This window comes from Okeania sp. SIO2F5, assembly GCF_010692685.1.
Lineage (GTDB): Bacteria > Cyanobacteriota > Cyanobacteriia > Cyanobacteriales > Microcoleaceae > Okeania > Okeania hirsuta.
In genome coordinates this window covers 1-24,952 of the sequence record NZ_JAAHGU010000114.1, presented here as the reverse complement: position 1 = coordinate 24,952, position 24,952 = coordinate 1, and the positions used below count along the sequence as shown (strand labels likewise).

The window sequence follows — 24,952 nt, the reverse complement described above, 5'->3', positions numbered from 1 at the left end:
ATTCATACAATGTTCCATACTCAACGTGATGATTCAAAATGGTAAACCCCAGAGCTACAAAGTAGAAATCTAGTTAACTTCCAACTAAGGGAGTTTTTGGCGATCGCTACTTTCATGCAACAAAGCCGTCTACGACCGTAAAAAGTTAAAAAATTTTTTTTTGGATACTTGAGTCTTAGTATTCATAATTATTCTGCTCCTTTGATGGATATTTGTTTAACTTTGTTGTGAATAAAATATTTGTGTTTACCTGTAAATATATTGACACAGAGATTCTGACAATAGCAAGTGTTTATTCAAAAATTTACTGAATCTTCATAAAACCGTCAAAAATCATGCAAAAATTTACTGAATCTTCATATTAAAGTATTTGTAGTTAACATCAATTTTTCCTAAATGTCAACTCTTTTTCCGGAACTTTACTGAATCTTTAAAAATTGGGATAATTGTTTGAAATTGTAGGATATGTTTTCTATCGTCACTAATATAAAATGCAACGCATCTTCTGAATAGCTAAATAACCACAGACCGAATAATCAAACTTAAACCAACGACCAACAAAAACAACAAAACCACCGTGCAAAATTTCTCTTCTGGCAACCTTTTTCTCAACCTACTACCAAGATTGATACCTATAGCAACAGGCAAAATACCCACTACAGCAATACCTAACAAAGATGGCTGCAGCAATCCAATTTTGCCCAGTAGAAACAGCATCATCATACTTGAAAGGGTAAAAGAAAGATTGATCGCTTGTACAAAAGTTTCTTTATTTAGGTCTAAAGCGAGTAAGAATGGCAAAATAGGCATAATCTGAGAACCGGTGATACCATTTATTACTCCTGTTGTCAATCCTACAGGAACAGTCAGCCATGTTCTCATTTTCTCAGAAAGGATAATAGATTTTGAGCGCAATGCCCATAGAGCATAGAAAAATAAAATAGCTCCTAGAATAGCTCGACTAATTGTACCTTCTATAGAATTGAGAACGTATACCCCCAGAAGTAACCCTGGGAAAGTGGAGACATAGATAGGCCAAAAATTACTAAGTGCATCTTGAAACTTTCCAGTTTGTGCCATCACTAGGAGGTTACTTGAGAGGGAAGGTACAATAACTAAAGGTATAGCTATTTTCGGATCGAGAAAGGTTGCCATAGTAGGCAAACATATAGTTGAAAAACCTAATCCTGTAATTCCTTTGAGAAAAGCTGCAAAGAAAAATGATAAAAATATGGAAACCACTGTCTGGAGATTCATTTGTCATATCAAGTGTGGATAATTAGTTATAGCGCTATGCGCAAGTCAGAAGTCAGCAAAATTAATGTCAAGTTAGATTTCACAAATAATATTATGTCCGGTAGCATCGGAGCGTGTATAAAATTAAGGTGACACTCTTGAGAAAACCTTCTACCTCCTGCTATCCTAGATAACTAAAGCCTCCTGCCTCCTGCCTTCCTTCCACCAAAGTCTAATTATTCAAACGGACATGATATAAGTCGATCGCTCTCACTCACATTAGGATTAGTTTGCAAATAATCATATACCTGTTGACAAGTTTCTATCAACAAATTATCCAGATTCAAATTCCATAAAATAATTTTGCCATCAGAAGCAGCAGAAGCTAACACTTTGTCATCAGGACTAAAACTCACACTTAAAACATTAGCCTCATGAGTATTCAAACTTTTGAGCAAAGTACCTTCAAAATGCCAAATTCTCAATATCCCATCTGTACTACCAGAAACCAATTTGTCGAGAGTTCAATACAAAACAAAATTCACCTGCTTTAATCCCTTGATCAAGCTCTTCATCAGCCTTTTGTCTGACATAACTAGAAGCATCATCGGGTAAACAGCCACCTAAATAATATTGGTAATTATTCATAAAAAAAATTAGGTGATAGCTACTGTTTTCCTATTTTTTTGTCAGATTTTTTTTACTAAAACTATCTCTATAACCCGTATAATATTAATCGAAACCAATTAATTAACTGATAATCATCTCACAAAAGTTGAATTGAAAATGTCTACAAATCTCTGGACTCATCGTCATATTTTATCTCTAGCAGAATTTACACCCAATGAATATAATATTGTACTACAAACAGCAGCTAGTTTTCAAGAAGTTTTAGGTCGCCGGATGAAGAAAGTACCTGCATTACAAGGTCTAGTAGTAGCAAATTTATTCTTTGAACCTTCTACACGCACCCGCAATAGTTTTGAATTAGCTGCGAAACGTTTGTCTGCGGATACTCTAAATTTTGCCCCTGGTACTTCCTCTTTGAGCAAAGGAGAAACTATTCTGGATACAGCAATGACCTATCTAGCAATGGGCACAGATATGATGGTCATTCGACATCGTGATGCTGGAGTTCCCGCAGCGATCGCTTCGGAAATGGATCGCAATGGTTCTGGAGTGCGAATTCTGAATGCTGGAGATGGTCAACATGAACACCCTTCTCAAGCTTTACTTGACCTATTTACTATCTGTATGTTGTTAGACTCAACTCAACCTAGAATAGAACTTTTAGAAGGAAAAAAAATTGCTATTGTGGGAGATATTCTCCACTCTAGAGTAGCACGATCTAACATTTGGAGTTTTACGGCTTCTGGTGCCGAAGTACATTTAGCTGGAACACCTACTTTACTACCTAAATATTTCGCCGAATTTGGCAAAAATAGACCGAGTAAATTATTTGTACATTGGGATATTAAACCAGCTCTAGAAAAAGCTGATTTTGTAATGACCCTACGTCTCCAAAAAGAAAGGATGAGCGAATCTTTATTACCTAGTTTACGAGAATATCATCAATTATTTGGTATTACACGCGATCGCCTCAAACTTTGTCAACCAGGAGTCAAATTATTACATCCTGGACCTGTTAACCGAGGAGTAGAAATTAGTTCTGACTTAATGGATGACCCTGAGTTAAGTTTAATTTCTCAACAAGTCACCAGTGGTATTGCTGTACGAATGGCTTTACTATATCTTTTAGGTGGAAGCAAAACAGAATCTTGAATATAGTTAAGTATTATATTGGTGAGGTACAAAATTACAGATTTTAGAGAATAAGGAATAAGCAACACAAAGAGGAGAAATAAATGTGTACCATTCTCTAAAAAATGCCATAATATAGCAGCAATATTTTCTTTTTGCAGAAAGGCACTTTATCGATTTTTTGAATTATGCTTCAGTTGATAAATACCAATATAGACTGCTGAATATAAACAATTATACTTAAATTATTTTAAATAGAATTACTTTATTGAAGAAAGCAAAAATATCTAAAAAAACAAAATTGAAGCAATAAATAACTCCTGAAGAAAAATATTTATGATTTTTCTTTAACTCCTGAATTATTCCCTGATATCATGTCCGCACTTTATCATTTGTGTAAAACCAAGGGTAAATATCTACAGGAAATTTAGGTTTTTTCAAGCTTTTAAGCCTTCTTCCCTCTTCCCTCTTCCTTCTTCCTTCTTCCTTCTTCCTTACCTTCACGCTTACAATACCGATGCTACCGGACATGATATGAAAACATGGAGATTTTGCTAGAATAAATATAGCTTTTACATGATTGGAAACAAATTATTACTGATATTATGAATTCTATTTTAAAAGTACCTTTATCTACCAAACTCAAACCAGAACAAAATCATTTTGCTATTACTATAGCTCCTTTATCTATTGCTGAAATCTACACTTTAGCGGATAATCCTGCTAATGGTGCTGTAGTAGTAATGAGCGGAATGGTTCGCAATCAAACAGACGGCAAATCTGTAGTGGCCTTAGAATATCAAGCATATCAACCTATGGCCATCAAAGTTTTTGAGCAAATCTCTACAGAAATTCGTAGTCAATGGCCAGAAGTCGAGACCGTGGTCATTCATCATCGAGTGGGACGTTTAAAAATTGGTGAAATAAGTGTTTTAGTGGCTGTCGGATGTCCACACCGTTCAGAAGCTTTTGAAGCTTCTCGTTATGGCATTGATACTTTGAAACATACAGCCCCTATATGGAAAAAAGAACATTGGGCCGATGGGTCAAGTAGTTGGGTCAGTATTGGAGCTTGTGAAGAGCAATAGAGATAGTAGAGTCAGGAATTGGGAGTAGAATCAATTTAAATAAAGAAAAAAAAGGAAGTCGAGAAAAAGTTATTTAACAAATTTCCTGATCGCTACTATCCCACATTCGGTACGTCAATTTGTAACATCAAAAGTAGTATACATTTTTGATTGTTGGTAAATATTTATACAGTATAAATTACTTCTCAAAAGTTAAATTCTCAGGAAAATATTAAGCATAAATACTTACTGAATTATTAATTCCTATTAACGACTATAATTTTTTTTCTTACTTTTGACTTTTGAATTTTGACTTTTGAATTTTGACTGTGGATAATTGGGAACTCTAGAAAAAATTTCTCGTCTAATTGGAACTAGAGCTAAATAACAAAATTATTGAGCCAGTTCCGCTGATGAATCAATATATATTTGTACCCTGGTCTAAGGTTGAACAAACCCTTTCGCAAGTGGAATTGCCACCTGAAAAACTCTCTAACTACGATCTAGTACTGCGCTGCCAACAAGGTCATCGCCCAGATCGTGCAATCTTTGCAGAACTTCTACATCGATACCAACTCCATGTAGATAAAATTTTGTATCATTTAGCCCCTGAATGGCAAGACCGCTCAGATTTGGCTCAAGAGGTTTGGATTCGTGTATACCGTAATATTAAAAAGTTACAAGAACCAGTAAAGTTTAAGAGTTGGCTCAGTCGTATCACAACTAACCTGTTTTATGATGAGTTACGGAAACGAAAACGAGTTACCCCTCCTCTATCGTTAGACGCTCCTCTGACTTTAGATGATGGTATTATAGATTGGGAGATTCCTACAAATACTCCAGGGCCAGAAGAAGAGTTAAGTACACAAGAATTTTATGATTATCTGAGGGATGCAATCTCTCAACTACCAGAAGTCTTTAGGGTAACTATTGTCTTGAGAGAAATAGAAGGTTTATCTTATGAAGAAATTGCAGAAATTACTGGAGTTTCTCTAGGTACTGTCAAATCAAGAATTGCTAGAGCTAGGCAAAGATTACAATTACAACTCCAAAAATATCTAGATATTTGAATGATATACATATAATAAGTAATTTGATTTTGAGTAGAAATTTAGTCAAGATAAATCTCTAAATATTAATCAAATTTAATCGAGTAAAACAAAAATAATTCAATTAGCTTTTCTGAGAAAATATCAAAATTTTATGTAGTGTGGACTATGAATAAAAATGTTAATTCAAATAACTTAGATAATCAATTTCAGGGTGGAAAAAAATGATGGAACAAGAAAGGTTTGAATTAGTAAGTGCATATTTAGATGGTGAAGTAACTCCATCACAACGTAGAGAAGTAGAAGTTCTACTTGCTACAGATCCAGTGGCAAAACACCTCTATCAAAGACTACTACAACTACATTCTGAATTTCAAAGAATGCCAATACCTCCAAAAGTAGAACCTGTGGAGATAATGGTTGATCGAGTATTTGATAAAATCGACCGTAGATCAAAACGGAAATTTGTCTTAGGTGGTACTGCTATTGCGGCTCTATGTATAGCATTTATATCGGGAATAATCTCAAATAGTCGGACTAATATTCTGCAGCTAGCTGAACATTCTAATTCTGAAACTGTACAAATTGCTTTAAATGAGCCTGTAATAGAAATAGTGAATCCTAATAATGTGATGTTAACTATAAACGATCCAGTACTTAAAATTCCTCAACCTCCAATTTCACCAGTGAAAAATCAATAATAAGATTGTAAAATTACAAGTAGTTAGCAAATTATATTCCTTTAATATGACTATATTTATGTATAATTTTTACTATACTTGGAAGTGGAAAGGTTTATCAAAATAATTGGGTTATTCACCCCGTCTTTTAAGGCAAAATATTTTTGTAGGGTTACTCAAAATCCCCTACTTCCCCTCCTGGGAGGGGGAGGGGCGAGGGGTGGGTTAACTTCTGACTTCTGACTTATGTACGTCGCCAATCCGACGGCTCCCCTATCTGACTTCGTCAATGGTTTGTCCAAAATCCACTAGGCAGTAATTTACCACCAAATAAATTAACCTTTTCTGGTAACATTAAGTAGCTCCAGACAGTCCATAAGTATTCTCCATTAATTCCAAAAGTATCAATTTTTTGTCTCTGGTACTCGTTTTCTGTTGGATGGCGTTCAGGATGATAATCCTCTAATCGATCCAAATCTAGCAAAACGTCTGGATTTGTGAATGATAAGATAAATCCATATACATTCATATCTCCTCTAGTCATCGCTGGATAGCCAAAAGATAGTTCATACAATAGACCATTAGTTATTGCCGGAAAAGCATCCACAACATATTCAGCACAATAGGATTTGTAGTTTACCTCTCCTGGTTTAAGAGTACCGTAGACAAAGACTTGAAGATATTCCACATAATTACTTCTCAAGAAATTACCTTCTAAAGACAAGTAAAAACTACCAGATGCTGTGTAAAACAATCTATCTATTAGTTACATATCGAAGCTACTGAAACGGCATTTGCTGTTGAGTACTACGAATACTCTATAATATAATAGTAAGGTTAAACTTAAATAGAGTTTATGCTAAGACCACAAAAATTAATCAATCGTAATTCTTAATATCTGATTAAATGATTTTAGTAGTAAATATGATGGCTTTTCTACTCCCCCAGTTAACTTTAGGCGCTTTTTTACCAGAGCTACCACTTGATAGTTTATTTTCTACCCAAGGAATAATGGTAATGCTACTAGCAGCTTATGCTGTAGCTATGTGGATGTTTCTTACTAGCGCCCCGAAAGTTCACACAATCATGGTTTCAGATTTAGCCCTTGCTCAACAGTTTTATGAAGGAATGCTGGATTTACCAGTAGCAGAAGTACCTTTACATTATTATTATAATTATGAACAAACATTAGGTGCAACAGGTATAGATCCACTTTATCTATCAAGTGATTATTCCAGACCAAGCACTACTAACCAAGGAACAGGAGTTTCAGATGGTCTGTGGTATCAATTGATGAAAAACACGCAGGTACATATTATTAGTGGAGCAAGTCTTGGTACAAAAAATAATCAACGCCATGTTTGTTTTGATAAAGATTGTTTAGAACAAATATTAATGCGCGTACAAATGCGAGGTATTAAATACAAAATTAGAATTGAGAGACCCCTGAATTTATTAGTTAAAGACTGGAATGGTCAAATAATAGAAATAGCTGAAGTCAAAAACTAAAAATATAGCCGTTAATAACGGCTTTGAGAAGAAATAAATTCCACCTCAAAATAATATTAATAATCTTAAAATTATCATCCTTAACCTATTGTTAAAGAACCGTTCAGCACTCAGCACTCAGCTTTGTTCATTTTTTTTGACGTTTAGAAGGGGATTTCAATCAGAGCTGCTAAAAGCTGATAGCTAGTTAATTATTGCTCTGCTGATTAAATCTAAAAGTATTTACAGATAAAGGTTTTAGTCTTTTTGGGGTCGAATTGCAGTGCCTAGTTTTTAGCTCTTTATGCTCAAAAAGGAGCGTATTTTAGGCGCATAGTTGGGCAGAAAAATCATTCTTACAATTGTTACTCCTACCTCCTCGCTGATCCCCATTTCTCCTGCCTCCTGCCTCCTGTCTCCTGCCTCCTGTCTCCTGCCTCCTGTCTCCTGTCTCCCACCCTCACCCATAAGACTTTTTCAGCAAACCCTAATTATTGCTCTGTTGATTAAATCTAAAAGCATTGACATATAAAGACAAGTGCCTTTTTGGCGTCGAATTGCAGTGCGCTTGTTTCAGTCTAAAACGCTCATGGATGTTAGTATTTTACACAAGAGTTGGGCAGAACAATCTTGGGACAATTATTACTCCTAGCTCCTCTAAATTCCCCTAACTCCTGTCTCCTGTCTCCTGTCTCCTGACTCCTCCTTACTTAACCAATCTATAAGTGTTTAACCGGATTTGATATTATTTCTTATTTCCAGGCATTAAACGATAGGCACTCATACTTAAAGATGCTCCTAGAAGTTGAGAAACCCTGATTTCAAAAGAGCGAACCCCGTAATTAGGAAATTCTGAGCCAATATTAGATATAGGTTCAACAAGAATAGTAAACATTCCTAAACGATTTCCTGCTAAAACATCAGTAAATAAGCGATCGCCTACCATTGCAACTTGTTCTACTGGTAAATTCATCGCATCAACAGCTTTTTTTAATTTACGACGAGAAGGTTTACCAGCTCCAGCAATATAAGGTATATTAAGAGACTCGGCAATGCGACTTATTCTATATTGACTCAGATTATTACTTACTAACCATAGACTTGTGATAGTTCTAATTTCTTCTACCCATTCACTTAATTCAGGAGAAGTGTTACTGTCACGAATTGGTACAAGAGTATCATCTACATCTAAAACTAACCCTTTAATTTGATTTTTTTGAATAATTCCCGATGTTAGACTTAAAATTGAGTTTCCCAAAACTAAATTTGGCTGTAAAAGTTTACCCCAAGACATAAAATTAATATTTATTATAATCACAATAATTTTAAATAAATAAGTTAAAAGTCAAAAGTAAAATATTAGCGCAGTATAAATAAAATACATCAAAGTTATTTATTCATAAACTGCTAATTTTGACTTTCTTACTCATCAAAAAAAAATAAAAAAAACTACTAGCTACTGAGATGATAACATTCTTTCTACCTCTGCAATAGCAGCCTCATGTTCTGCAGCAGTACGACTGAAAATATGAGTACCATCATACCTGGCCATAAAATATAAATATTCAGTATCATCTGGATTAAGAGTTGCTTCTAAACTTGCTAAACCAGGACTAGCAATTGCAGTTGGTGGTAAGCCAATATTAAGATAAGTATTATAAGGAGAAGGAGTTTCAACCTGACTATAGGTAAGAGGTTTCTCTTTTGTTTGACGGATACCAAGGCCATATTCCACTGTTGGGTCTGCTGCTAACCTCATACCTTTCTTCAAACGATTATTAAATACACCGGAAATTACACCTCGCTCCTCAGAAACTACAGATTCCTTTTCTACAATACTCGCCAATGTCACCCACTCATGGAGGTTCAAATTTTCGGCATTATTAAGATTTTTCTGATATACAGGTAATGCAATTTTTTCAAACTGCCCTAGCATTTGATTAATAATAGCTTCGGGAGTATTTTTTTGTGCTTCTATCTTATAAGTATCTGGGAATAAATAACCTTCTAAGTGAGGTATATTACTTGGTAACCAGGGAAATTTATCATAAGGAATATTTCTAGTAGCAGCAATAAAATCAGCAGCAGGAAAAAATCCTTGAGCTTCTAAATATTCAGCCATTTGTTGAATTGACCATCCTTCACGAATGGTATAGCTGAGTTTAACTACATCTCCCTCTAGAATTTTATCTGCGATCGCGCTGAGTGGTTCTGTCGGTGATAATTTATAAGTTCCTGCTTTAAATTCTAGATCGGGATTTTGTATTCCCAACCATTTGACCCAGAAATTCCAAGCTGTTGCAGAACGAATAATACCAGCAGCTTCTAAATCTTCACCTATTTGTTGACCATAAGTTCCAACTGGAATTGTAATTGTTACAGCATTTTCTTCTGGAGACTGAGTAGATGATGTGTTTGTCACTAGAGGGCCACTAACCCAACTCCACCAGGCCCATCCCTGCCAAGCGAAAATACCACAGCTTACAGGCAGAATGGCCAAATAGAATAGGGCACGATTGGAAATTAGTTTAATACTGTTTCTCATTTGATTAGTTAATACTTTATCCTCAAGGTTCTCTTAGCTGAGTTTGTAGCGAAGATGATTCTTTAGGTTATTCTAGAGCATAATTTTAGATCTAAATATTTAATTAAATCACCCTAATTTGCTCAAAATTCCAAAGAGTCTATTCCATATCATGGAAAAGTTGATCTTCTAGCATTGATTGAACCATTGGCTGAATTTCCTGAAACTCTTCTTCTGAAAGCAATTCTAGTTTTCCATCATTGCTTTTACGAGCTGGAATTAAAAATGGATCTAATGGTGTATATATTGCGTATTTCTGGTCTTTATATAAAAAAGTGGCCAACTCTTCGTAATATTCACCTTCTTCATCATTTTCATCTACTTCATCTAGTTCATCTTCATCCCATTCTGGTAACTCCCCAGTAACAGTTAAAGTTATAGCTGTTCTTTGAAGTGTGAGGTTTTGTTCTTCAAGTACAACTTTGGCAGTATCAAAAATTCGATCAATTTCCATTTCATCACCTACAGGAATACTTGCTTGGTCTAAATCTCCTTGTGCCCAAGTAAAGATTTCTATAGGTAAGTCTACTGGTAGTAACATTACATACTCTTGGTTATCTAACTCCATAGAATACTCTACAGTACAACATAGCGATCGCTCTGCCTCATCAGTTAAAGTGACATAAGTTTCTGGAGATTGTCCATTTTCTTGTGATTCTGGGGATGAATACATTTTGGGTATTTTGATGATTTTTTCACTTTAGTAGTGATCTAAGTATAGATAAATTCTGTTCATTAAGCTTCAAACAAGGTCTAAGAGATGGAGTTTTTGTTGATTACCAGTAGGCAGATTTTTAGATTCTGCTAGATAATTACCATATACCTGCATACAATTAACTGTAAGTAGTATTATGTATTTCAATACTGAACAATTTTTCGATTAGCGGGCATCTTGCCCGCGCTACAAACATTTAATTGTTAATATTTGTAATTCATATACTTGGAATCTGCTGTAAAACAAAGACTGAAAAAATTAAAAATAGTCAGATAATGTGTAGATTTCGCGTTCATAAATAGTCTTAATATACTTGCATAATGCTATATTTATAGATATTATTATATTTTTTTATATACATCAATTGAAATTTATTTCTCTTCTATGTAATAGGTTTTTCTATATCTATCTCTATTGAATTATTTACTTGTGAAATAATATTTGGTTTTCTACGTTCATCCAGCCATTGCTGTAAAATCAAAGCTGCCGCTTTTCTATCAATTAAATGTTTATTCTGAGAAGGAGAAATATTTGCAGCTTTCAACATATCCTCAGCTTGAACTGAAGTCAAACGTTCATCAATATATTCTATAGGTAGAGCCAGAGCTTGTGACAATCTTTGAGCATATTTTTGTATTTTTTTCGCTTGAAAACCTATAGAACCATTCATAGAATATGGTAAACCTACGACCAGAACTTGTACTTGACGTTCTTGGACAATAATTTTTAACTGAGCTATATCTTCTTGAAAAGAGGTACGTTTAATAGTAGTAATACCAGTAGCAATTAAACCAGTACCATCACATCCTGCAACCCCCACACGTTTGTTCCCTACATCTAAACCCAGGGCTGAAATTCGAGATTGAGGCATTGAAAATTCAACTCCTTACTTCTACTTATATTATTTGGATTTATGACACATCTCTAATTCCTTCTCTTGGTCAGTTGGAGATGTTCAAAAATTAATAATTAATAATTAACAACTACCTCTTCTATTATGAAAAACAGATAGGATTGACCAAAATAATTTTAATTTTCTTTTGTAAGCATTCAGCCGTTAGTTATTAGCCATCAGCTATTGCTTTTTTTTTAGTTCTAGATAAAATCTTTACTAATTGAGTCAGAATTAAATTTTACTATAAAAGCTGGCTGAAACAGTCTATTTTGATTGAAATTGCCTCATGATAGCTGACAGCTGAAAGCTAATAGCTGAATGCTTAAATTATTTTTCTCCTGGTGCCGAAAGACTTCAAGCTGGAAATTATTAATTATTTGCTGAGAAAACTTCACTATTATAAGTAATCAATTAGCCTCCTAACGGAGGAACTGCGGACTTCAGTACCTTTGCAATAAGTAGGCTTGACATAAAGAATAGTCTCTTTTTTTATCCCTTTAAAAAGGGAGGCGCATACCCACAATTTTTCGGCAATTGATAATTTAACTTATAGATAATAATTGATTTTATAGCAGTTTGCACTCGTCTAGTTACAGATTTTATCTATAACAACTTTTGATAATAACTCATAGATTTTAGTTGTAAATATACCAAAACAAACTGCTATATATTTAATTGTTGGAGATGTCTATTAATATTAATTAGACACAAGTAATTCCTCATTTCTGAGATTTTCCATTATCATCTTCCTCTCCACTTGTTAAATTAGGAGAAATAGTTGGCGATGGAGAATTTACTTGCTCATTTGTAGCTTCCCAATAATAATTATTATGATTAGTTTTCAACTGAGAATTATTACTTTTACCATGTTTATTTTGCATCATTTTCAACAAAGAACTACGACTAGGAACTGGTTTACGAACTGGTTGCAGACCTTGAAGAACTTCCGAAAACTGGAGGTCAGAAATAACAGACTTAGACTCTCGAAGTTTATGCCAAACAGAACGAGACATCAACAAAGAATGTTCAATTTGTTGAGCTTTTATCTTTTCTAAATATGCTTCACGTTCAGGTTGATAATCAACAGAAGCAAGTTGTAGAGATTGATCGGGAAAATCTTGAGCCAACGTTGCCATTTGAGATAATAACTCTGGATACAACCAAGTATAAGCTGGATGTACAGTTAATTGAGCTATATGTGGTTGTGTACCATCACGACATAATTGTACTTGAAAGTAGCCGATCGCTGCCTTACGTTGGGGTTCAAATACATACCCACTAACCAATTCATTATGATTTAGCCATTGCCTTACTCCCTCTATTAAACTACTAACAAAGCCAGTTTTAAAATCTGGGATATGGCGGTCGAATACTTGCCGTACTAGAGGAGGCATAGATGCTGTGTCCAATTGATAGAGCAACTGAGCATCAGCATTACTCACAGGTAGTAAGTTTGGTAAATTTGGCTGAGAAATGGCTAACTCTTGTAATTGTTGGGGAGTAATTGTCCAATAAGTAATTTGAGCTAATGGCTGAAAACCATTTTGGCGATAAAGGGCCATCGTCTCTTGATCGTTAACATTAACTTCCAATAACCATGTGCGTGCTTCCCAAATTTTCTCAAAGCAGTATCGTAATAGTTGAGAACCTATTCCTCTGTTAGTCCCTGTTTCTTCCGTAACTATTCCTTCTACCCGCCAACTGCTGCGAGTGCGGTTGCTAGGAGAGACCTGGATTGCCCCTTTAATTTGTCCATCTACTTCTGCAACATAGGAAATTAACAAATATTTGCAGGGATTAGGGAAAAGGCTCAATAATTTTATAGGCCAGTACCAACGACTAATTTGTGGTAATTTCTGGCTTAAGCTAATAGGAGAGAGGTTAAAGGTAACATCTCGATGGTTGTGTTGTACCTCTGGAGTTTCCCTACATAGGTTCTTGATAGCTTCTAGGTCGCGGTACTCTAGGGGACGGATGACCACCTGACTTTTGTTTTGGCGGGTTAAAGGTTTCATTATTTTTTCTTCTAGATTTTTAGGTGCTGATATCAAATAAAGTTTTGATTTTTGTGGAGCTGGAAATTTGGCTAAATTAGTTTTTAGTCATTCAAAATTATTTGAATGACTAAAATGGGCGTGAGTTTATAGTTGTTTAAGATTAGCTATATAAGCATTAGTAATACTTTATATCTTGCTCATTCCAGTAATCTTCACTTTTTTAGCCTTCATTTCCATCAACTTCTTGTTTTATGATGATGATGACCTGATTAAAACTACTGGGGTTTGTTCATCCGCGTTTCCTGCGGGATTACTTCTTAAAGCTTCCTCTAATAAAGAAGTAGATACGTTAGAGGTTGCTGCTAATATTTTAACTGCTTTCAAATCGTTAACATCTACTATTGCTGCACCCAGACCAGTTGCTTTTTGTATTTGTTCTACTAATTTTTGAGGATTTTCTGGACCTAAAACTATAAATTGGTCATAAGGAGGTAAAGTTCCAGTAACATCATCTATTAGTCTGGCTTGTTCTCCTGCAAATTGGTAGAACATACCGGGTTTGCCTAATAATTTGGCTATGGAACCTCCGAAAAAGGCCATCAAGACTTTGACTGGTCCAACAATATCTACGAGAGTTTGCATCCCACAAGCTGTTGCCAGACTTGAAGTGGGTAGAAAGAAGTAACATATACGTTTGGCTACCCATCCAGGTTTCACGTCAGTAGGGTGACGAAAACGACCTTGCATTAAGGCCAGGGGTGTTTCACCTATGGTCACTATGTCCCCTGGTTGAGCATGAGGAACGACATAACGTTTGACAATTTCTATGGGATCGTCTAATTCAGTTAATAAGTGAGTGCGAATGGGAAATACTGTTGCATTTTGTGCTTCTCGCTGATTTGGAGTAGCTTTAGGATCGGGAAATTTGAGAGGCACTACAATATGACGAACCTTGGGAATGCGGCCTTGAGGTCCATAGGTAATATAATTGACTTTAATCCAAGCTGACTTTAGTTGGTCTAAATTTTCCCCACGAATATCAATTGATATTTTCAGTTTTGTCTTTTTTCCTACTTTAACGATATAAGCAAACCAATAATCATCAGCTCTAGCTGGGGCATCTTCATGGAAAGGAATAATTCGAGTTTGATAATTTACTTTTTCTAAACTTGCACCAGACAGCAGTTTTACTTCTGCTTGTATTTCTGGCACCATAATTTCTAAGCTTTTGGTACAGTTGCATAATTCCATTTCACCCACTAATAGGTAATTTTCTGGTTCTGCAACTGCTAAATGCCATTCTCCAGAGGTTAATTCTAAAGCATTTCCTGGACGACTACGATATTGTAATTCTAGTGCTAACCAGCCTAAACTTAGAAGTATAGTTAAGACTATAATTCCTGTTGTGAAAATTTCTATAATCACTTAATCTCCTGTTAATATTTATTTGAACTAAGTTTATACCGCTTCACAGAAGTCAAAAGTCAAAAGTTAAAAATAAGATTTTACAAGCTTAAAACTTTGACACTACAATAATTTCAGGAAATTATTTCACATCTAAGATTTGAAACTATTTGTGACATCTCTAAAGTGAATTGGTATTGCTTAATATAATTTCCTTAATCTTATTTGAAAATTCAGCTTATTTTAGAGGAGACTTTTTGCATAAGCTTAGAAACAGGGAATAGTTTAAAAACAAGTGTATGAAAAAGCATTTATATTTATCGTTCATCTTTTCCCTGATGGGTTTATAGCGCTTTTCATTTATAGCAGAAGGCACAAGGAAGAAGAAAAATATTGCTTTGTCTGAGTTTTAAGCTTTTGATATTTCAAATACAGTAATGGCGACTGCTATAAGTAGACTACAAAATTCTTTATGCTTAGGGAGTAGGTAGTAGTTGCATGCAACGTCCTGATGGAGTAGGGAGTAGAATAATGCTTTGGCCAGTGTAGTTGATCTATTTGAAAATCCTCATCAGAAATGATTCTACTGATTTCTTCCTGACTACTTCTTCAAGATTTTTTAACTATAGCACTACGCAAATAGGTTAGGACATTGATAAATCCTCAAATTTAGTCAGGGATTACTTCTGACTTCTGACTTGCGCGTAGCGCTATACTGGGGTATTTCCACTGCATTGCACTATGTTGATTCAGAAAATTCAGTCAGGGATTACTTCTAACTTCTAACTTCTGACTTGCGCGTAGCACTATACTGGGCTATTTCCACCGCATTGTACTATGTTGATTCAGACGACTATGGTCGCCACAAATATTGACATATATCATACTTTATGATAAAAAAACATACCTTCAATTTCTGAGAACTTATTAAAACAAATTTTAAAAATACAAAGTAAAACAAAAGATATAAGTTATTGGGGTTCTTTTTCTTGTAAAGATTTGTAAACTAATAGATAGTGTCTTGCTGGATTGGTTTCTAGAAAAAATTAGTCCCACTCAGCAAAAATACTTCCAACTTTCTGTTGCTGATACACAGAATAGATTTGGAGGATTTGCGCAAGAACACAAAACTAGAAATTTACTGATTTTTGAACTCAGAAATAGGACTTCTATGAAGCAACTTATGATTGCCGAACGCTATCTATTACTTGTACATATCTTGTCAACAGTTTTTGGACTAGCAGGTCTGTTAATAGTTTTACCTAATCCTGAAATTATTATCAGCTTGCCTCCGGTAGGACAAACTGCCTTCCAATGGAGTATGGCAGGTGGAGGAGCAACTTATATTATCTTTGGAGCATTAGCAGTTGCCTTGTATAGCATGAGGAATTTGGGAATAGGTACAACCCTGGCTTTTATGCTGCCTTCTGTGTTTCTATCTTTGAGTAGCGAACTATTGGGCACGAGCACGGGTTTTCCTTTTGGGGATTATGCTTACCTGAGTGGCTTAGGATACAAAATTGCAGGTCTAGTACCTTTTACAATTCCCTTATCTTGGTTTTATATGGGATTAGTTTGCTATTTACTAGCTCGTTGTAGTTTACAGGTTAAGAGTTCTAGCTCTTGGTTGCGTCATGTAGGAGCGATCGCTACAGGAGCAATGCTTCTAACAGCTTGGGACTTAGTCCTTGACCCAGCCATGAGTCAGGCACCATTTCCGTTTTGGACATTTCAAGAGGAAGGCTCTTTCTTTGGTATGCCTTACCGCAACTTATTGGGATGGGTAGGTACAGGTGCAATATATATGTCTGTAGCTGCTTGGTTTTGGCGTAAGAAAACAATTTCATTGTCCCGCCAACAGTTAAATCTGCCACTCATTACCTATTTAGTTAACTTTGCTTTTGGAGCAACAATTACTGTAGTTGCCTTAGATGCTAGATTCTTATTACCCACTTGTTTGAGTGTCCTGCTAGGAGTAATTCCAGCGATCGCCCTGTGGTGGATATCTCCAGCTAATCAATTGAGTGAAGTGGATATGTTCTTCAATAACGCTGTAAGTGATGATGAGGTAAAAGTACCTGTGAAACAGGTAAAAATGGCTATTAAATAACTCAAAAGTTATATCAGTTTTAGATTTTAGAGAGAACACCAGGGGCAAGGGTATTTGAAAAAATAGATTCTTGGCTTTGTTTGAGAGATATAGCGCTGTGCGCAGGCAACAGCTCATCTGGGGGAATAAATTGCCGATAATATAAGACTTTTAGCTATTTGGCCTCTCCTGTAATTTGTAAATATACCAGCGCTCATTGCTATAATATAAAATCTAAAATACTGCCCAATAGAATCCAAAATCATGCCTGAAGCCTTTTTTTTTGTCATTCTACTGTTGCAACTACCAGCAACAGCTATCTTACTATCGCGTCTGATTAAAGGTCCTACTCGCCAACCACCATTAAAACCTGACTCACCCACACCAGAATTAGTAGGTAAAGTAACTGTTGTCATACCGACTCTCAATGAGGCGACTCGCATTACTCCCTGTTTGCTGGGGTTGAGTAGGCAAAGTTATGAAGTGCGGGAATTTATTGTCGTTGATAGTAATTCGGTAGATGATACCCAATATATAGTCAAGACTAAGGCAGAAACAGACCCAAGATTTCGCTTAATTACGGATGATCCTTTGCCTTCTGGATGGGTAGGTCGTCCTTGGGCATTGCATACAGGCTTTTTGAAAAGCTCTCCAGAGAGTGAATGGTTTCTCGGGGTAGATGCAGATATTCAACCAAACCCTGGGTTGGTCGCTAGTTTGGTCAAAAAGGCAGAAGCTGAAAACTATGACCTGATTTCGTTGTCGCCACAATTTATTCTGAAATATCCAGGAGAACTGTGGCTACAACCTGCTTTACTCATCACGTTAGTCTATAGATTTGGACCAACTGGCACGGGGGCACAAACGCCAGAACGAGTTATGGCCAATGGTCAGTGTTTTCTGTGTCGGCGCTCGGTGTTGTCAGAGGTGGGGGGTTATAGCAGTGCTAAGGGTTCTTTTTGTGATGATGTAACTCTGGCTAGAAATATTGCTGCCCAAGGTTTTAAGGTGGGGTTTTTGGATGGGGCGAAGGTTTTGCAGGTCAGGATGTATGAGGGTATGGCAGAAACTTGGCAGGAGTGGGGGCGATCGCTTGACCTTAAGGATGCTTCCCCTACTGCTCAAGTTTGGAGTGACCTTTGGTTATTGTCAGCTACGCAGGGTTTACCTTTGTTGATAGTTTTGAGTTATTTATTGTTTAGTTTGTCTGTTGATGTTTCTTTATCTTCCAGGTTTTTATTGTTTGGATTAAATTTATTTTTACTATTAATTAGATTTGCTTTGTTATTAGCGATCGCTCCTGCTTATGACTTGAGTAAAGCTAAAGTTGGTTGGTTATTTTGGTTATCTCCTTTAGCAGATCCTTTGGCAGTTTTGCGGATATTTTTATCTGCTATGAAAACTCCTAAAAAATGGAGAGGTAGAGTTTATGAGTAATTAGGGTTTGTTGAAAAAGTCTTTCTTAAGGAGTAGGGTAGCGAGGGAGTAGGGGAGTAGGGGAGAATTTTTTTCCCAACTCAGCAGCAAAAATGCGCTCCTTTTTGAGCATAAAGAGCTGAAAACCAGGTACTTTTTCAATATCTAATACCATTTATCAAAAGTCTTGCTACATTTCCTTGAAAGTAGGGAGTAGGGAGTAGGGAGTAGGGAGTAGGGAGTAGGGAGTAGGGAGTAGGGAGTAGGGTTAAAAGATATAAGATATTCTTGTTTAATACCGATAATTGTCATAAACATTGCTGAATCGTGATTATTACTTAATAGCTGAAGTCGCATCGGAAGCATAGCATTCTTTTTTCAAATTGGTATAAAAAGGCTAAAACCTTTAAAAGTATTGACAGATAAAGATTTTAGCGTTTTTTTTTTGAAAAAAGTACCAGTTTTTCAGTGGAAAAAGCTCATGCATGCTAGTATTTTGCGATGATTATGGCAGAAAAATTTAGAGATAATTCTTGCTCCTACCTCCTCGCTCCCATACCCGTTCCTCCTGTCTCCTGTCTCCTGTCTCCTACCCCACCAAAAAGACTTTCCATACGCAAACCCTAAATATTTCTAATCAGATTTACCTACTTTTTGGGCAATTAGGCGATCGAGAGAAAATGAACCGCCACCATTAAAAACAAAGAATAAATATATAGTTGCGTAGAGTGATGCTGTCTCAAAAGAAGAGATTACAAATCCATCTTCGTGCAGATGAAAATCTATGGCTACTATCATTACAAATAACAAAGCGATCGCCGCAGGTCGTGTCAGTAGTCCCAAAATTAGCAGTATTGCTCCGACTATTTGAGTATAGGCGGCACAGTAGGTTAGAAATGTTGGGAATGGAAAACCTAGTGTCTCAGAAACGACATAAGATGCAAAACCCTCAACATCAGCAAGCTTGTGAAAACCATTATGAATTATCATCACCCCAGAAATCACCCGTAAAAACGTCCATCCTATTTGAAATATCAGATTGGAATCTTGATTAGGGGCAAAAATCAGAGATAAGAAATTTAGAGGTTTTTCAGTTGTGATATCTGAAGTAGTTTTTGTCATGAATTAAACTCCTTTTTATTGAGCCTAAAGACTCAGTTGTCTTACTTGAATCAATGTTTTTTCAAAAATAATTAAGCAACCTCAGCCAAAAAGGCTAAAGAGAAAAAAGCCCAAGGCGTAGCTACCTAAATAATCTTTGAGCAGACCTAATTGAATGGGGGAAAAAATCCTCCTAATCCTCCTGCTGCACCAACTGATCTTATAATTGTAGCAACATCTTCAGGAAAATATTCAGGCACAAGTTTAAATACAGCCGTATTTCCTAATCCTAATATGAAATACTAAAATCTGTGTCATTTGTTTTTCGATTGAGGATAAAGATATATGCTTAAGTTAAGTAATAAGAGCGATCGCCTAAATTTTTAGAGATACCAAATTCGCCGATCGCTCTTCCTGCCTGCCAAAAAAATATCAGGAACGGGCAAGATGCCCATTCCACATTTCTCAACAACTCTATTACATCTGTCGTGCCATCAAATTAGCAAACAACCCATCTTGACTAGCTAATTCTGCAAAACTCCCATGCTGTATAACTTTTCCCCCTTGCAAAACATAAATTCGGTTAGCATTACGAATTGTACTCAACCTATGAGCAATAACTATCCTAGTTACCCCCAACTGCTCTAAACTCTCAGTTACTATAGCTTGAGTACGATTATCTAAAGCACTTGTCGCCTCATCAAAAATCAAAATTCTGGGTTTCAAAACCAACGCTCGTGCAATTAATAACCGTTGCCTTTGCCCACCAGATAAATTTCCCCCTCCCTCAGACACAATAGTATTCATTTCCATTGGCATTTCTTCGATATCATCTGCAAAACCCGCCATTTCAGCCGCTTCCCAAGCGTCATCCAACGTTACTAACGCCCCGCAAGCAATATTCTCAAAAATAGAAGCACTATTGAGTCGTACATTCTGCAACACTACCCCTAACTGTCGTCGCACTCTTGATACATCCAAGGTTGATAAGTCGCGTCCATCATAATAAATAGTTCCTGCTACTGGTGTTTCAAATCCTAATAGTAACCGTACAATAGTTGATTTCCCACTGCCAGAAGGTCCGACAAGAGCAATAAATTCTCCTGCTTCTGCTTCAATGGTAATATCATTAATAATAAGTGGAGTATCTGAACGGTATCTAAAACTAAGACGATCTAGTTTTATCCTACCGGAAAGTTGCCCTGGGTCAGATTTGTTGATGTCTACTTCCGGTGTTGCTGCTAAAATAGGTTGAGCGCGTTCCCATAATATTGTGATTTCTATAATATTGACGATCGTTTTGCTTAAGTTTGTCGCTCCACTAATAAATGTACCGAATGCAGTGTTAAAAGCTAGAAATTTTCCTATGGATAAACCTGTTTCCTGTGTTTGAATTAAATAAACAGTTAATGTAAACAGTAGAATAGAACTTACAGTTGGTAGAGCTGTGTTGAAGGCAGTAACTAGGTCTTCAATGAGCTGGTTGCCGAGCATTAGTCTTGTTTGTTGGCTGTATTTTTTTGCCCAGTAAGCAAAAGCACGTTCTTCGGCACCACCAACTCGTAGTTTTGAGACTCCACCAATGAGTTGCACTGTCAAACCGAATATTTCTCCTGATATTTCTTGAAAGGAGCGTAACTTGCGACGGGCGATCGCTCCTGACCATAAGGTGACAAGAATAGTGAGACAAGCGATGGCAAAAGCGATGAGAGCAAGGGGAAAACTATAGATGAATAGTAATACTAAATTCAGTAGGGAGAAAAAGCTGGTGAATATTGTTGTGAGGATAGTGCTAGTGAGTTGATCGCGAATTTGACTGATAGCTGAAACACGGTTTTCTAAGTCTCCTGTGGAATATTCGCGAAAAAAGGCTGGTGTAAGTTTGAGGAGTCGATCCCATATTGCTGCTTGAATGGTGGAGCTAGATATGGTTTTTAATCTGAGAGTGACAAAACCACGAGTTAATTGAAATATGCTGACTCCAAAACTCGCTGCTAACAAACCCAAACCGATTTCTATTAATAATTTTTCGTTGGCATCGGGAATAGCGTTATCAATAATGATGCCTGTAGCTACTGGTGTCAACATTCCTAATAAGGTAGCTATGATTCCAGTGGTAGCAACTATTAGTAAATCTTTAAATCGACCTCTAAAAGCTAATTTGAAGATGTCGAAGGCTAAAATATCTCTATTGGGAAAAGGGCGGTAAAAGGTGTAAGCTATTGATGCTAATTCTTGAGCTGTAGTCTGGTTGAGTGGAATGCGGGTAAATTCTATGGGGTCAAAAATTTCATAGTTTGCTGCTTTTAGTAGGGCAACTGGTCGATTTTTGACTTCGTTGTATGCTAATAGAGGTCCGCAGTCTTGTTGCCACCATTTATTTGTGAGGGTGACGCGACGGGTGCGAATGTGGGAGGTACTAGCGATCGCTTCTATGGGGTCTTCCCATCCTGCTTCTGTTTCTTCGGTTTCTATTTTTGGTGTATAATTAACGGTTATGCCTAATGCTTTGGTTACTATACCGAAAGCAATTAATAGGGGAGTACCTGTTTGGGGTATTTGACTGAATTCCGGTTGCAGCACTGATGCTAATTCTATTAGTGCTTCTTGTGTCTTTTGTCGGTTTAGGTCTTGATTCATAGTATAGCAGGGAACAGGGAACAGGGAACAGGGAATAGGGAATAGGGAACAGGGAACAGGGAACAGGGAATAGGGAATAGGGAACAGGGAACAGGGAATAGGGAATAGGGAATAGGGAGAAATAATTAATAATTTATGGATAATAATTAATTTTATTTTTTGTTGGTGATGTAGACATAATTAGGACTTACGCAAATTTACCTTAAAAACACCATATGTAGGGGCGTTAGCGCAGCTTGGCGTTAGCAAATGCCATTCGCCCTCAGTCTATTTGTCTCCGTGCGTAAGTCCTGTAATTGCTGTTTTGCTCCAAACTATTGTTATTATACAATGATAGCAATCATTATTTAGCAAAACATCAACCTTAGTAGCAAAAAAAATCTAGAATATGATATTATTTACGTTAGCTTTTACCGCCTCAACTATAGTAGGTAGTATTTTCCTATTAACTGGTATTGCCAAAATTATAGAACCTTGGAAATTTATCCAACATATTGCCAAACTAGATTTAATAAATCCTCAATTAATTATACCTATTTCCCTCACATTTACTGCTATTGAATCAGCTTTAGGAGTTGCTTTAATCTTAAGAGTTTTACCTACAATAATCATGCCAGTAAGTATTTTATTATTACTTAGTTTATCAATGCTTACTTACTGGAGTACATCAACTGGTATAACTGAAGATTGTGGTTGTTATAATGGTTGGCTAGAAATTACTCCTACCCAAAGTTTAATTCTCAATGCTATTTATATTTTTCTATTAATATTTGCTGAATTTTTTGGTCAATATAAATCTACTGTTTTGTGGCAATGGCTGGTAGTATTAATAACTTTTATAACTAGCTATGCTTTAGCTGCTGGCTCCCTAGAATATATGCAAGAAAATGGTCGTCCGTATCTTGATTTTACTCCGTTACAAGAAAATAGAAAATGGCAAGTAGAATGGCTCGGAGAAGATTCAACATCTCTAATGTATGGGTCTGTAATTGTGGTATTTATGAGTCCTGAATGTTCTCAATGTAAGCATTGGTTAGGTGTGTTGAAGTTAGTGCAATGGCAAGATGATTTACCAGCCATAGTTGGATTAATCGATACTGATGATATTCAAAAAGGTCAATATTTTGTAGATAGTTATTTTTTGAATTTTCCCGTTGTTGCAGTAGATAAAAGGTTGTATAAAAAATTGAAGATAGAGGTAGTACCTACAGCAGTTGTTTTGAAAGATGGAGTTATTCAAGAAAAATGGATTGGGTTAATGCCAATGTGGTTTATTAATAAAATTAATCAGGGGGAGAATAGCTATAATCGAGTTTAGGAATTTATAGTAGATTGAAGGTAAATGAGGTACAAAGATGAATGTTAATTAATTGATAATTGATATGGATAATTGATAATTACCTCTGGTTAAAACCGTTACGGAATTGAATATAAGGAAATATTATATCAAATCCGGTTAAACAGCCATAGAATGGTTAAGTTAGGAGGAGTCAGGAGTCAGTCCTCAGGAGTCAGGAGGAGAAAGAATTACAAAGATAAACGTAGTTATGGCGATTGAAGATTTTTTTTATGTCCAATTAAACGGATTTGATATTATTTCTTCTCTTGGTCGATTGGATATGGCGAGGGGACCTCGCCATCCCTCAACCGCTTTTTTCCCCTTCAAAGGGGAGACTTTAAACCAGAATTATTTAATTATTAATTATTAATTATTAATTATTCGCTAAAGTGTTTGTATTGCGGGCACTTTGCCCGCGACTGGTGTACCTCACTAATATGAAATACGCTGTAAAAGCTATGATGAGTATCTATAGCCTCACGGGGTGAAAAACACTTCAAAAACATTGTTAAATAAGGGTTTAAAGGCTATAGGCGAGTGTGAAAAATTGAGATAATTTGTGATCATAATCATCATTATTGGTAAGGGTGGTAGGTAAGCGATCGCTCATCCACACCATCACAGTAAGTTGATTTATTTTTCAAGTCAACTGTTCTCAGAACATTTATGTAAGTCAATTAAATTTTTTTAAATAATCAGATGAATGGTAAGACGTTTCGGGTAAATAATTAAATATTATTTCAAATTGACAGAGCTTTTAATCCCCTTTGATCATCCAACTTTTTCATCAGATTAAAATTGATTATATCTGTGACAAGTTAAACTAAATATTCCCCAGCTATCACCCACAATTCACCATACATACCTAGGCAAAAATTGCTATGTATTCTATCTTTCCGTCCCAGTTCTGTTAATCTACAAATGTAATTTTGATACCCAGATTTTTTGATTAATTTACCATGGTAACATCAAGCTGTATAAGCAATAGCTATAAGTAAAATTAAATTGGTCAAACCTTGGGTATTAGCTTGACTTCCCTCCAAATTATACCCACCTGTTTTACAGTCTTTAAACATAGCTTCAATAATGGCAGCGGTGATCGCCTGAGAAATATTGTCTGTTTCATCCCGAATAGGTGTAGTCCAGACTTCAAGCGGGATAATTCGATCTGGGTAATGAATTTCTATATCCTCACATTGAAGAAGGAGACAGGAGACAGCTATACTGGAGACAGGAGGAAAATTACATGGGGATTCGCTCCCCCAAGTAATGCGTGAACACCCCCGTTGACGGTGGGGTATTAAACCCACAAAGAAAATGATAAACTGTTTCTCCTGCCAGCGAACGGACAATTGGCAGTTGTTATGAAGGATACAATATATATAGGACTACCATATTATTTGGCGTTGCACAGTGACGAATGATTTGATATTTTTGATTGAATTGGATTGTGGATTAATCAATTGCTAGAATGATTAATTAATGGTTATT

General features: G+C 36.0%; 23 protein-coding genes. 8 read left to right on the top strand and 15 right to left on the bottom strand.

What is annotated here, in order from left to right:
* Positions 1–513 precede the first annotated feature (513 nt).
* From F6K27_RS25205 to F6K27_RS25195, 3 genes are all read right to left on the bottom strand, one after another.
* Positions 514–1,257, bottom strand: coding sequence for a sulfite exporter TauE/SafE family protein (locus F6K27_RS25205; protein ID WP_287277213.1), 744 nt, complete (start codon positions 1,255–1,257; stop codon positions 514–516).
* A 215-nt stretch (positions 1,258–1,472) separates the two neighbouring features.
* Positions 1,473–1,748 (bottom strand): WD40 repeat domain-containing protein, encoded by a 276-nt coding sequence (locus tag F6K27_RS25200; protein ID WP_287277216.1) that lies wholly within the window; start codon positions 1,746–1,748, stop codon positions 1,473–1,475.
* Positions 1,735–1,884 carry a hypothetical protein gene (locus tag F6K27_RS25195; protein ID WP_161564729.1) on the bottom strand — a complete coding sequence of 50 codons (150 nt, stop codon included), beginning with the start codon at positions 1,882–1,884 and terminating at the stop codon, positions 1,735–1,737. The genes F6K27_RS25200 and F6K27_RS25195 overlap by 14 nt, the downstream gene beginning before the upstream one ends.
* 138 nt (positions 1,885–2,022) lie before the next feature.
* Between F6K27_RS25195 and F6K27_RS25190 the strand changes: the two genes are divergently transcribed.
* From F6K27_RS25190 to F6K27_RS25175, 4 genes are all read left to right on the top strand, one after another.
* The gene (locus F6K27_RS25190; protein ID WP_287277218.1) at positions 2,023–3,018 is read left to right on the top strand and encodes an aspartate carbamoyltransferase catalytic subunit; all 996 of its coding nucleotides are present in this window, start codon (positions 2,023–2,025) and stop codon (positions 3,016–3,018) included.
* Between the two features lie 584 nt (positions 3,019–3,602).
* Positions 3,603–4,085 (top strand): molybdenum cofactor biosynthesis protein MoaE, encoded by a 483-nt coding sequence (locus tag F6K27_RS25185; RefSeq protein ID WP_287242372.1) that lies wholly within the window; start codon positions 3,603–3,605, stop codon positions 4,083–4,085.
* A gap of 392 nt (positions 4,086–4,477) precedes the next feature.
* On the top strand, positions 4,478–5,134 hold the full coding sequence (locus F6K27_RS25180; protein WP_124143909.1) for a sigma-70 family RNA polymerase sigma factor: 657 nt from the start codon (positions 4,478–4,480) through the stop codon (positions 5,132–5,134).
* Positions 5,135–5,337: 203 nt separating this feature from the next.
* Positions 5,338–5,814: an anti-sigma factor gene (locus tag F6K27_RS25175; RefSeq protein ID WP_287277220.1), complete on the top strand. Its 477-nt coding sequence runs from the start codon at positions 5,338–5,340 to the stop codon at positions 5,812–5,814.
* Positions 5,815–6,079: 265 nt separating this feature from the next.
* Here the strand turns inward: F6K27_RS25175 and F6K27_RS25170 are convergent, their stop codons facing one another.
* Entirely contained in the window at positions 6,080–6,547 is a 468-nt protein-coding gene (locus F6K27_RS25170) for a gamma-glutamylcyclotransferase (RefSeq protein ID WP_240038835.1), read from the bottom strand.
* A gap of 152 nt (positions 6,548–6,699) precedes the next feature.
* Here F6K27_RS25170 and F6K27_RS25165 point away from each other — a divergent pair, with 152 nt between their 5' ends.
* Positions 6,700–7,302: a glyoxalase-like domain protein gene (locus F6K27_RS25165; protein ID WP_124143911.1), complete on the top strand. Its 603-nt coding sequence runs from the start codon at positions 6,700–6,702 to the stop codon at positions 7,300–7,302.
* Between the two features lie 724 nt (positions 7,303–8,026).
* On the opposite strand, the gene F6K27_RS25160 is transcribed toward F6K27_RS25165, so the two are convergent.
* From F6K27_RS25160 to F6K27_RS25135, 6 genes are all read right to left on the bottom strand, one after another.
* Positions 8,027–8,575 carry a YqeG family HAD IIIA-type phosphatase gene (locus F6K27_RS25160; protein WP_124143912.1) on the bottom strand — a complete coding sequence of 183 codons (549 nt, stop codon included), beginning with the start codon at positions 8,573–8,575 and terminating at the stop codon, positions 8,027–8,029.
* 162 nt (positions 8,576–8,737) lie between these two features.
* Positions 8,738–9,826: an endolytic transglycosylase MltG gene (gene mltG, locus F6K27_RS25155; protein WP_287277223.1), complete on the bottom strand. Its 1,089-nt coding sequence runs from the start codon at positions 9,824–9,826 to the stop codon at positions 8,738–8,740.
* Between the two features lie 139 nt (positions 9,827–9,965).
* Positions 9,966–10,538, bottom strand: coding sequence for a DUF3727 domain-containing protein (locus tag F6K27_RS25150; RefSeq protein ID WP_287277226.1), 573 nt, complete (start codon positions 10,536–10,538; stop codon positions 9,966–9,968).
* Positions 10,539–10,962: 424 nt separating this feature from the next.
* On the bottom strand, positions 10,963–11,451 hold the full coding sequence (ruvX, locus tag F6K27_RS25145) for a Holliday junction resolvase RuvX (RefSeq protein WP_287277228.1): 489 nt from the start codon (positions 11,449–11,451) through the stop codon (positions 10,963–10,965).
* A 743-nt stretch (positions 11,452–12,194) separates the two neighbouring features.
* The gene (locus tag F6K27_RS25140) at positions 12,195–13,490 is read right to left on the bottom strand and encodes a GNAT family N-acetyltransferase (protein WP_287277231.1); all 1,296 of its coding nucleotides are present in this window, start codon (positions 13,488–13,490) and stop codon (positions 12,195–12,197) included.
* Positions 13,491–13,721: 231 nt separating this feature from the next.
* Positions 13,722–14,894 (bottom strand): F420-0:Gamma-glutamyl ligase, encoded by a 1,173-nt coding sequence (locus tag F6K27_RS25135; RefSeq protein ID WP_375339699.1) that lies wholly within the window; start codon positions 14,892–14,894, stop codon positions 13,722–13,724.
* Between the two features lie 1,153 nt (positions 14,895–16,047).
* On the opposite strand from F6K27_RS25135, the gene cruF reads away from it, so the two are divergent.
* Together cruF and cruG are read left to right on the top strand one after the other, a co-directional pair.
* Entirely contained in the window at positions 16,048–16,986 is a 939-nt protein-coding gene (gene cruF / locus F6K27_RS25130) for a gamma-carotene 1'-hydroxylase CruF (RefSeq protein ID WP_287277255.1), read from the top strand.
* Between the two features lie 243 nt (positions 16,987–17,229).
* The gene (gene cruG / locus F6K27_RS25125) at positions 17,230–18,402 is read left to right on the top strand and encodes a 2'-O-glycosyltransferase CruG (RefSeq protein WP_287277233.1); all 1,173 of its coding nucleotides are present in this window, start codon (positions 17,230–17,232) and stop codon (positions 18,400–18,402) included.
* 25 nt (positions 18,403–18,427) lie between these two features.
* Here the strand turns inward: cruG and F6K27_RS25120 are convergent, their stop codons facing one another.
* The 4 genes from F6K27_RS25120 to F6K27_RS25105 all read right to left on the bottom strand — a co-directional run bounded on the left by F6K27_RS25120 (position 18,428) and on the right by F6K27_RS25105 (position 22,122).
* Positions 18,428–18,556, bottom strand: a complete 129-nt coding sequence (locus tag F6K27_RS25120; protein WP_287277235.1) for a hypothetical protein — start codon at positions 18,554–18,556, stop codon at positions 18,428–18,430.
* Between the two features lie 458 nt (positions 18,557–19,014).
* Positions 19,015–19,503, bottom strand: a complete 489-nt coding sequence (locus F6K27_RS25115; protein ID WP_287277237.1) for a DoxX family protein — start codon at positions 19,501–19,503, stop codon at positions 19,015–19,017.
* A 328-nt stretch (positions 19,504–19,831) separates the two neighbouring features.
* Entirely contained in the window at positions 19,832–19,954 is a 123-nt protein-coding gene (locus F6K27_RS25110) for a hypothetical protein (protein ID WP_287277240.1), read from the bottom strand.
* 5 nt (positions 19,955–19,959) lie between these two features.
* A complete protein-coding gene (locus F6K27_RS25105) occupies positions 19,960–22,122 on the bottom strand; it encodes an NHLP bacteriocin export ABC transporter permease/ATPase subunit (RefSeq protein WP_287277242.1) in 2,163 nt (720 codons plus the stop codon).
* Between the two features lie 388 nt (positions 22,123–22,510).
* On the opposite strand from F6K27_RS25105, the gene F6K27_RS25100 reads away from it, so the two are divergent.
* Positions 22,511–23,440 carry a MauE/DoxX family redox-associated membrane protein gene (locus tag F6K27_RS25100; protein ID WP_287277245.1) on the top strand — a complete coding sequence of 310 codons (930 nt, stop codon included), beginning with the start codon at positions 22,511–22,513 and terminating at the stop codon, positions 23,438–23,440.
* Between the two features lie 989 nt (positions 23,441–24,429).
* Here the strand turns inward: F6K27_RS25100 and F6K27_RS25095 are convergent.
* On the bottom strand, positions 24,430–24,813 hold the full coding sequence (locus tag F6K27_RS25095; protein ID WP_124144987.1) for a hypothetical protein: 384 nt from the start codon (positions 24,811–24,813) through the stop codon (positions 24,430–24,432).
* Positions 24,814–24,952: the final 139 nt, after the last annotated feature.

Excerpts from the sequence above, each read along its gene's own strand:
- F6K27_RS25150 (WP_287277226.1), bottom strand. The coding sequence starts at position 10,538 with ATGTATTCATCCCCAGAATCACAAGAAAATGGACAATCTCCAGAAACT.
- cruG (WP_287277233.1), top strand. The coding sequence starts at position 17,230 with ATGCCTGAAGCCTTTTTTTTTGTCATTCTACTGTTGCAACTACCAGCA.
- F6K27_RS25105 (WP_287277242.1), bottom strand. The coding sequence starts at position 22,122 with ATGAATCAAGACCTAAACCGACAAAAGACACAAGAAGCACTAATAGAA.
- F6K27_RS25140 (WP_287277231.1), bottom strand. The coding sequence starts at position 13,490 with ATGAAACCTTTAACCCGCCAAAACAAAAGTCAGGTGGTCATCCGTCCC.
- F6K27_RS25190 (WP_287277218.1), top strand. The coding sequence starts at position 2,023 with ATGTCTACAAATCTCTGGACTCATCGTCATATTTTATCTCTAGCAGAA.
- F6K27_RS25165 (WP_124143911.1), top strand. The coding sequence starts at position 6,700 with ATGATTTTAGTAGTAAATATGATGGCTTTTCTACTCCCCCAGTTAACT.
- F6K27_RS25180 (WP_124143909.1), top strand. The coding sequence starts at position 4,478 with ATGAATCAATATATATTTGTACCCTGGTCTAAGGTTGAACAAACCCTT.
- F6K27_RS25120 (WP_287277235.1), bottom strand. The coding sequence starts at position 18,556 with ATGGTATTAGATATTGAAAAAGTACCTGGTTTTCAGCTCTTTATGCTC.
- F6K27_RS25115 (WP_287277237.1), bottom strand. The coding sequence starts at position 19,503 with ATGACAAAAACTACTTCAGATATCACAACTGAAAAACCTCTAAATTTC.
- F6K27_RS25195 (WP_161564729.1), bottom strand. The coding sequence starts at position 1,884 with ATGAATAATTACCAATATTATTTAGGTGGCTGTTTACCCGATGATGCT.
- F6K27_RS25175 (WP_287277220.1), top strand. The coding sequence starts at position 5,338 with ATGATGGAACAAGAAAGGTTTGAATTAGTAAGTGCATATTTAGATGGT.
- F6K27_RS25205 (WP_287277213.1), bottom strand. The coding sequence starts at position 1,257 with ATGAATCTCCAGACAGTGGTTTCCATATTTTTATCATTTTTCTTTGCA.
- F6K27_RS25100 (WP_287277245.1), top strand. The coding sequence starts at position 22,511 with ATGATATTATTTACGTTAGCTTTTACCGCCTCAACTATAGTAGGTAGT.
- mltG (WP_287277223.1), bottom strand. The coding sequence starts at position 9,826 with ATGAGAAACAGTATTAAACTAATTTCCAATCGTGCCCTATTCTATTTG.
- cruF (WP_287277255.1), top strand. The coding sequence starts at position 16,048 with ATGAAGCAACTTATGATTGCCGAACGCTATCTATTACTTGTACATATC.
- ruvX (WP_287277228.1), bottom strand. The coding sequence starts at position 11,451 with ATGCCTCAATCTCGAATTTCAGCCCTGGGTTTAGATGTAGGGAACAAA.
- F6K27_RS25160 (WP_124143912.1), bottom strand. The coding sequence starts at position 8,575 with ATGTCTTGGGGTAAACTTTTACAGCCAAATTTAGTTTTGGGAAACTCA.
- F6K27_RS25185 (WP_287242372.1), top strand. The coding sequence starts at position 3,603 with ATGAATTCTATTTTAAAAGTACCTTTATCTACCAAACTCAAACCAGAA.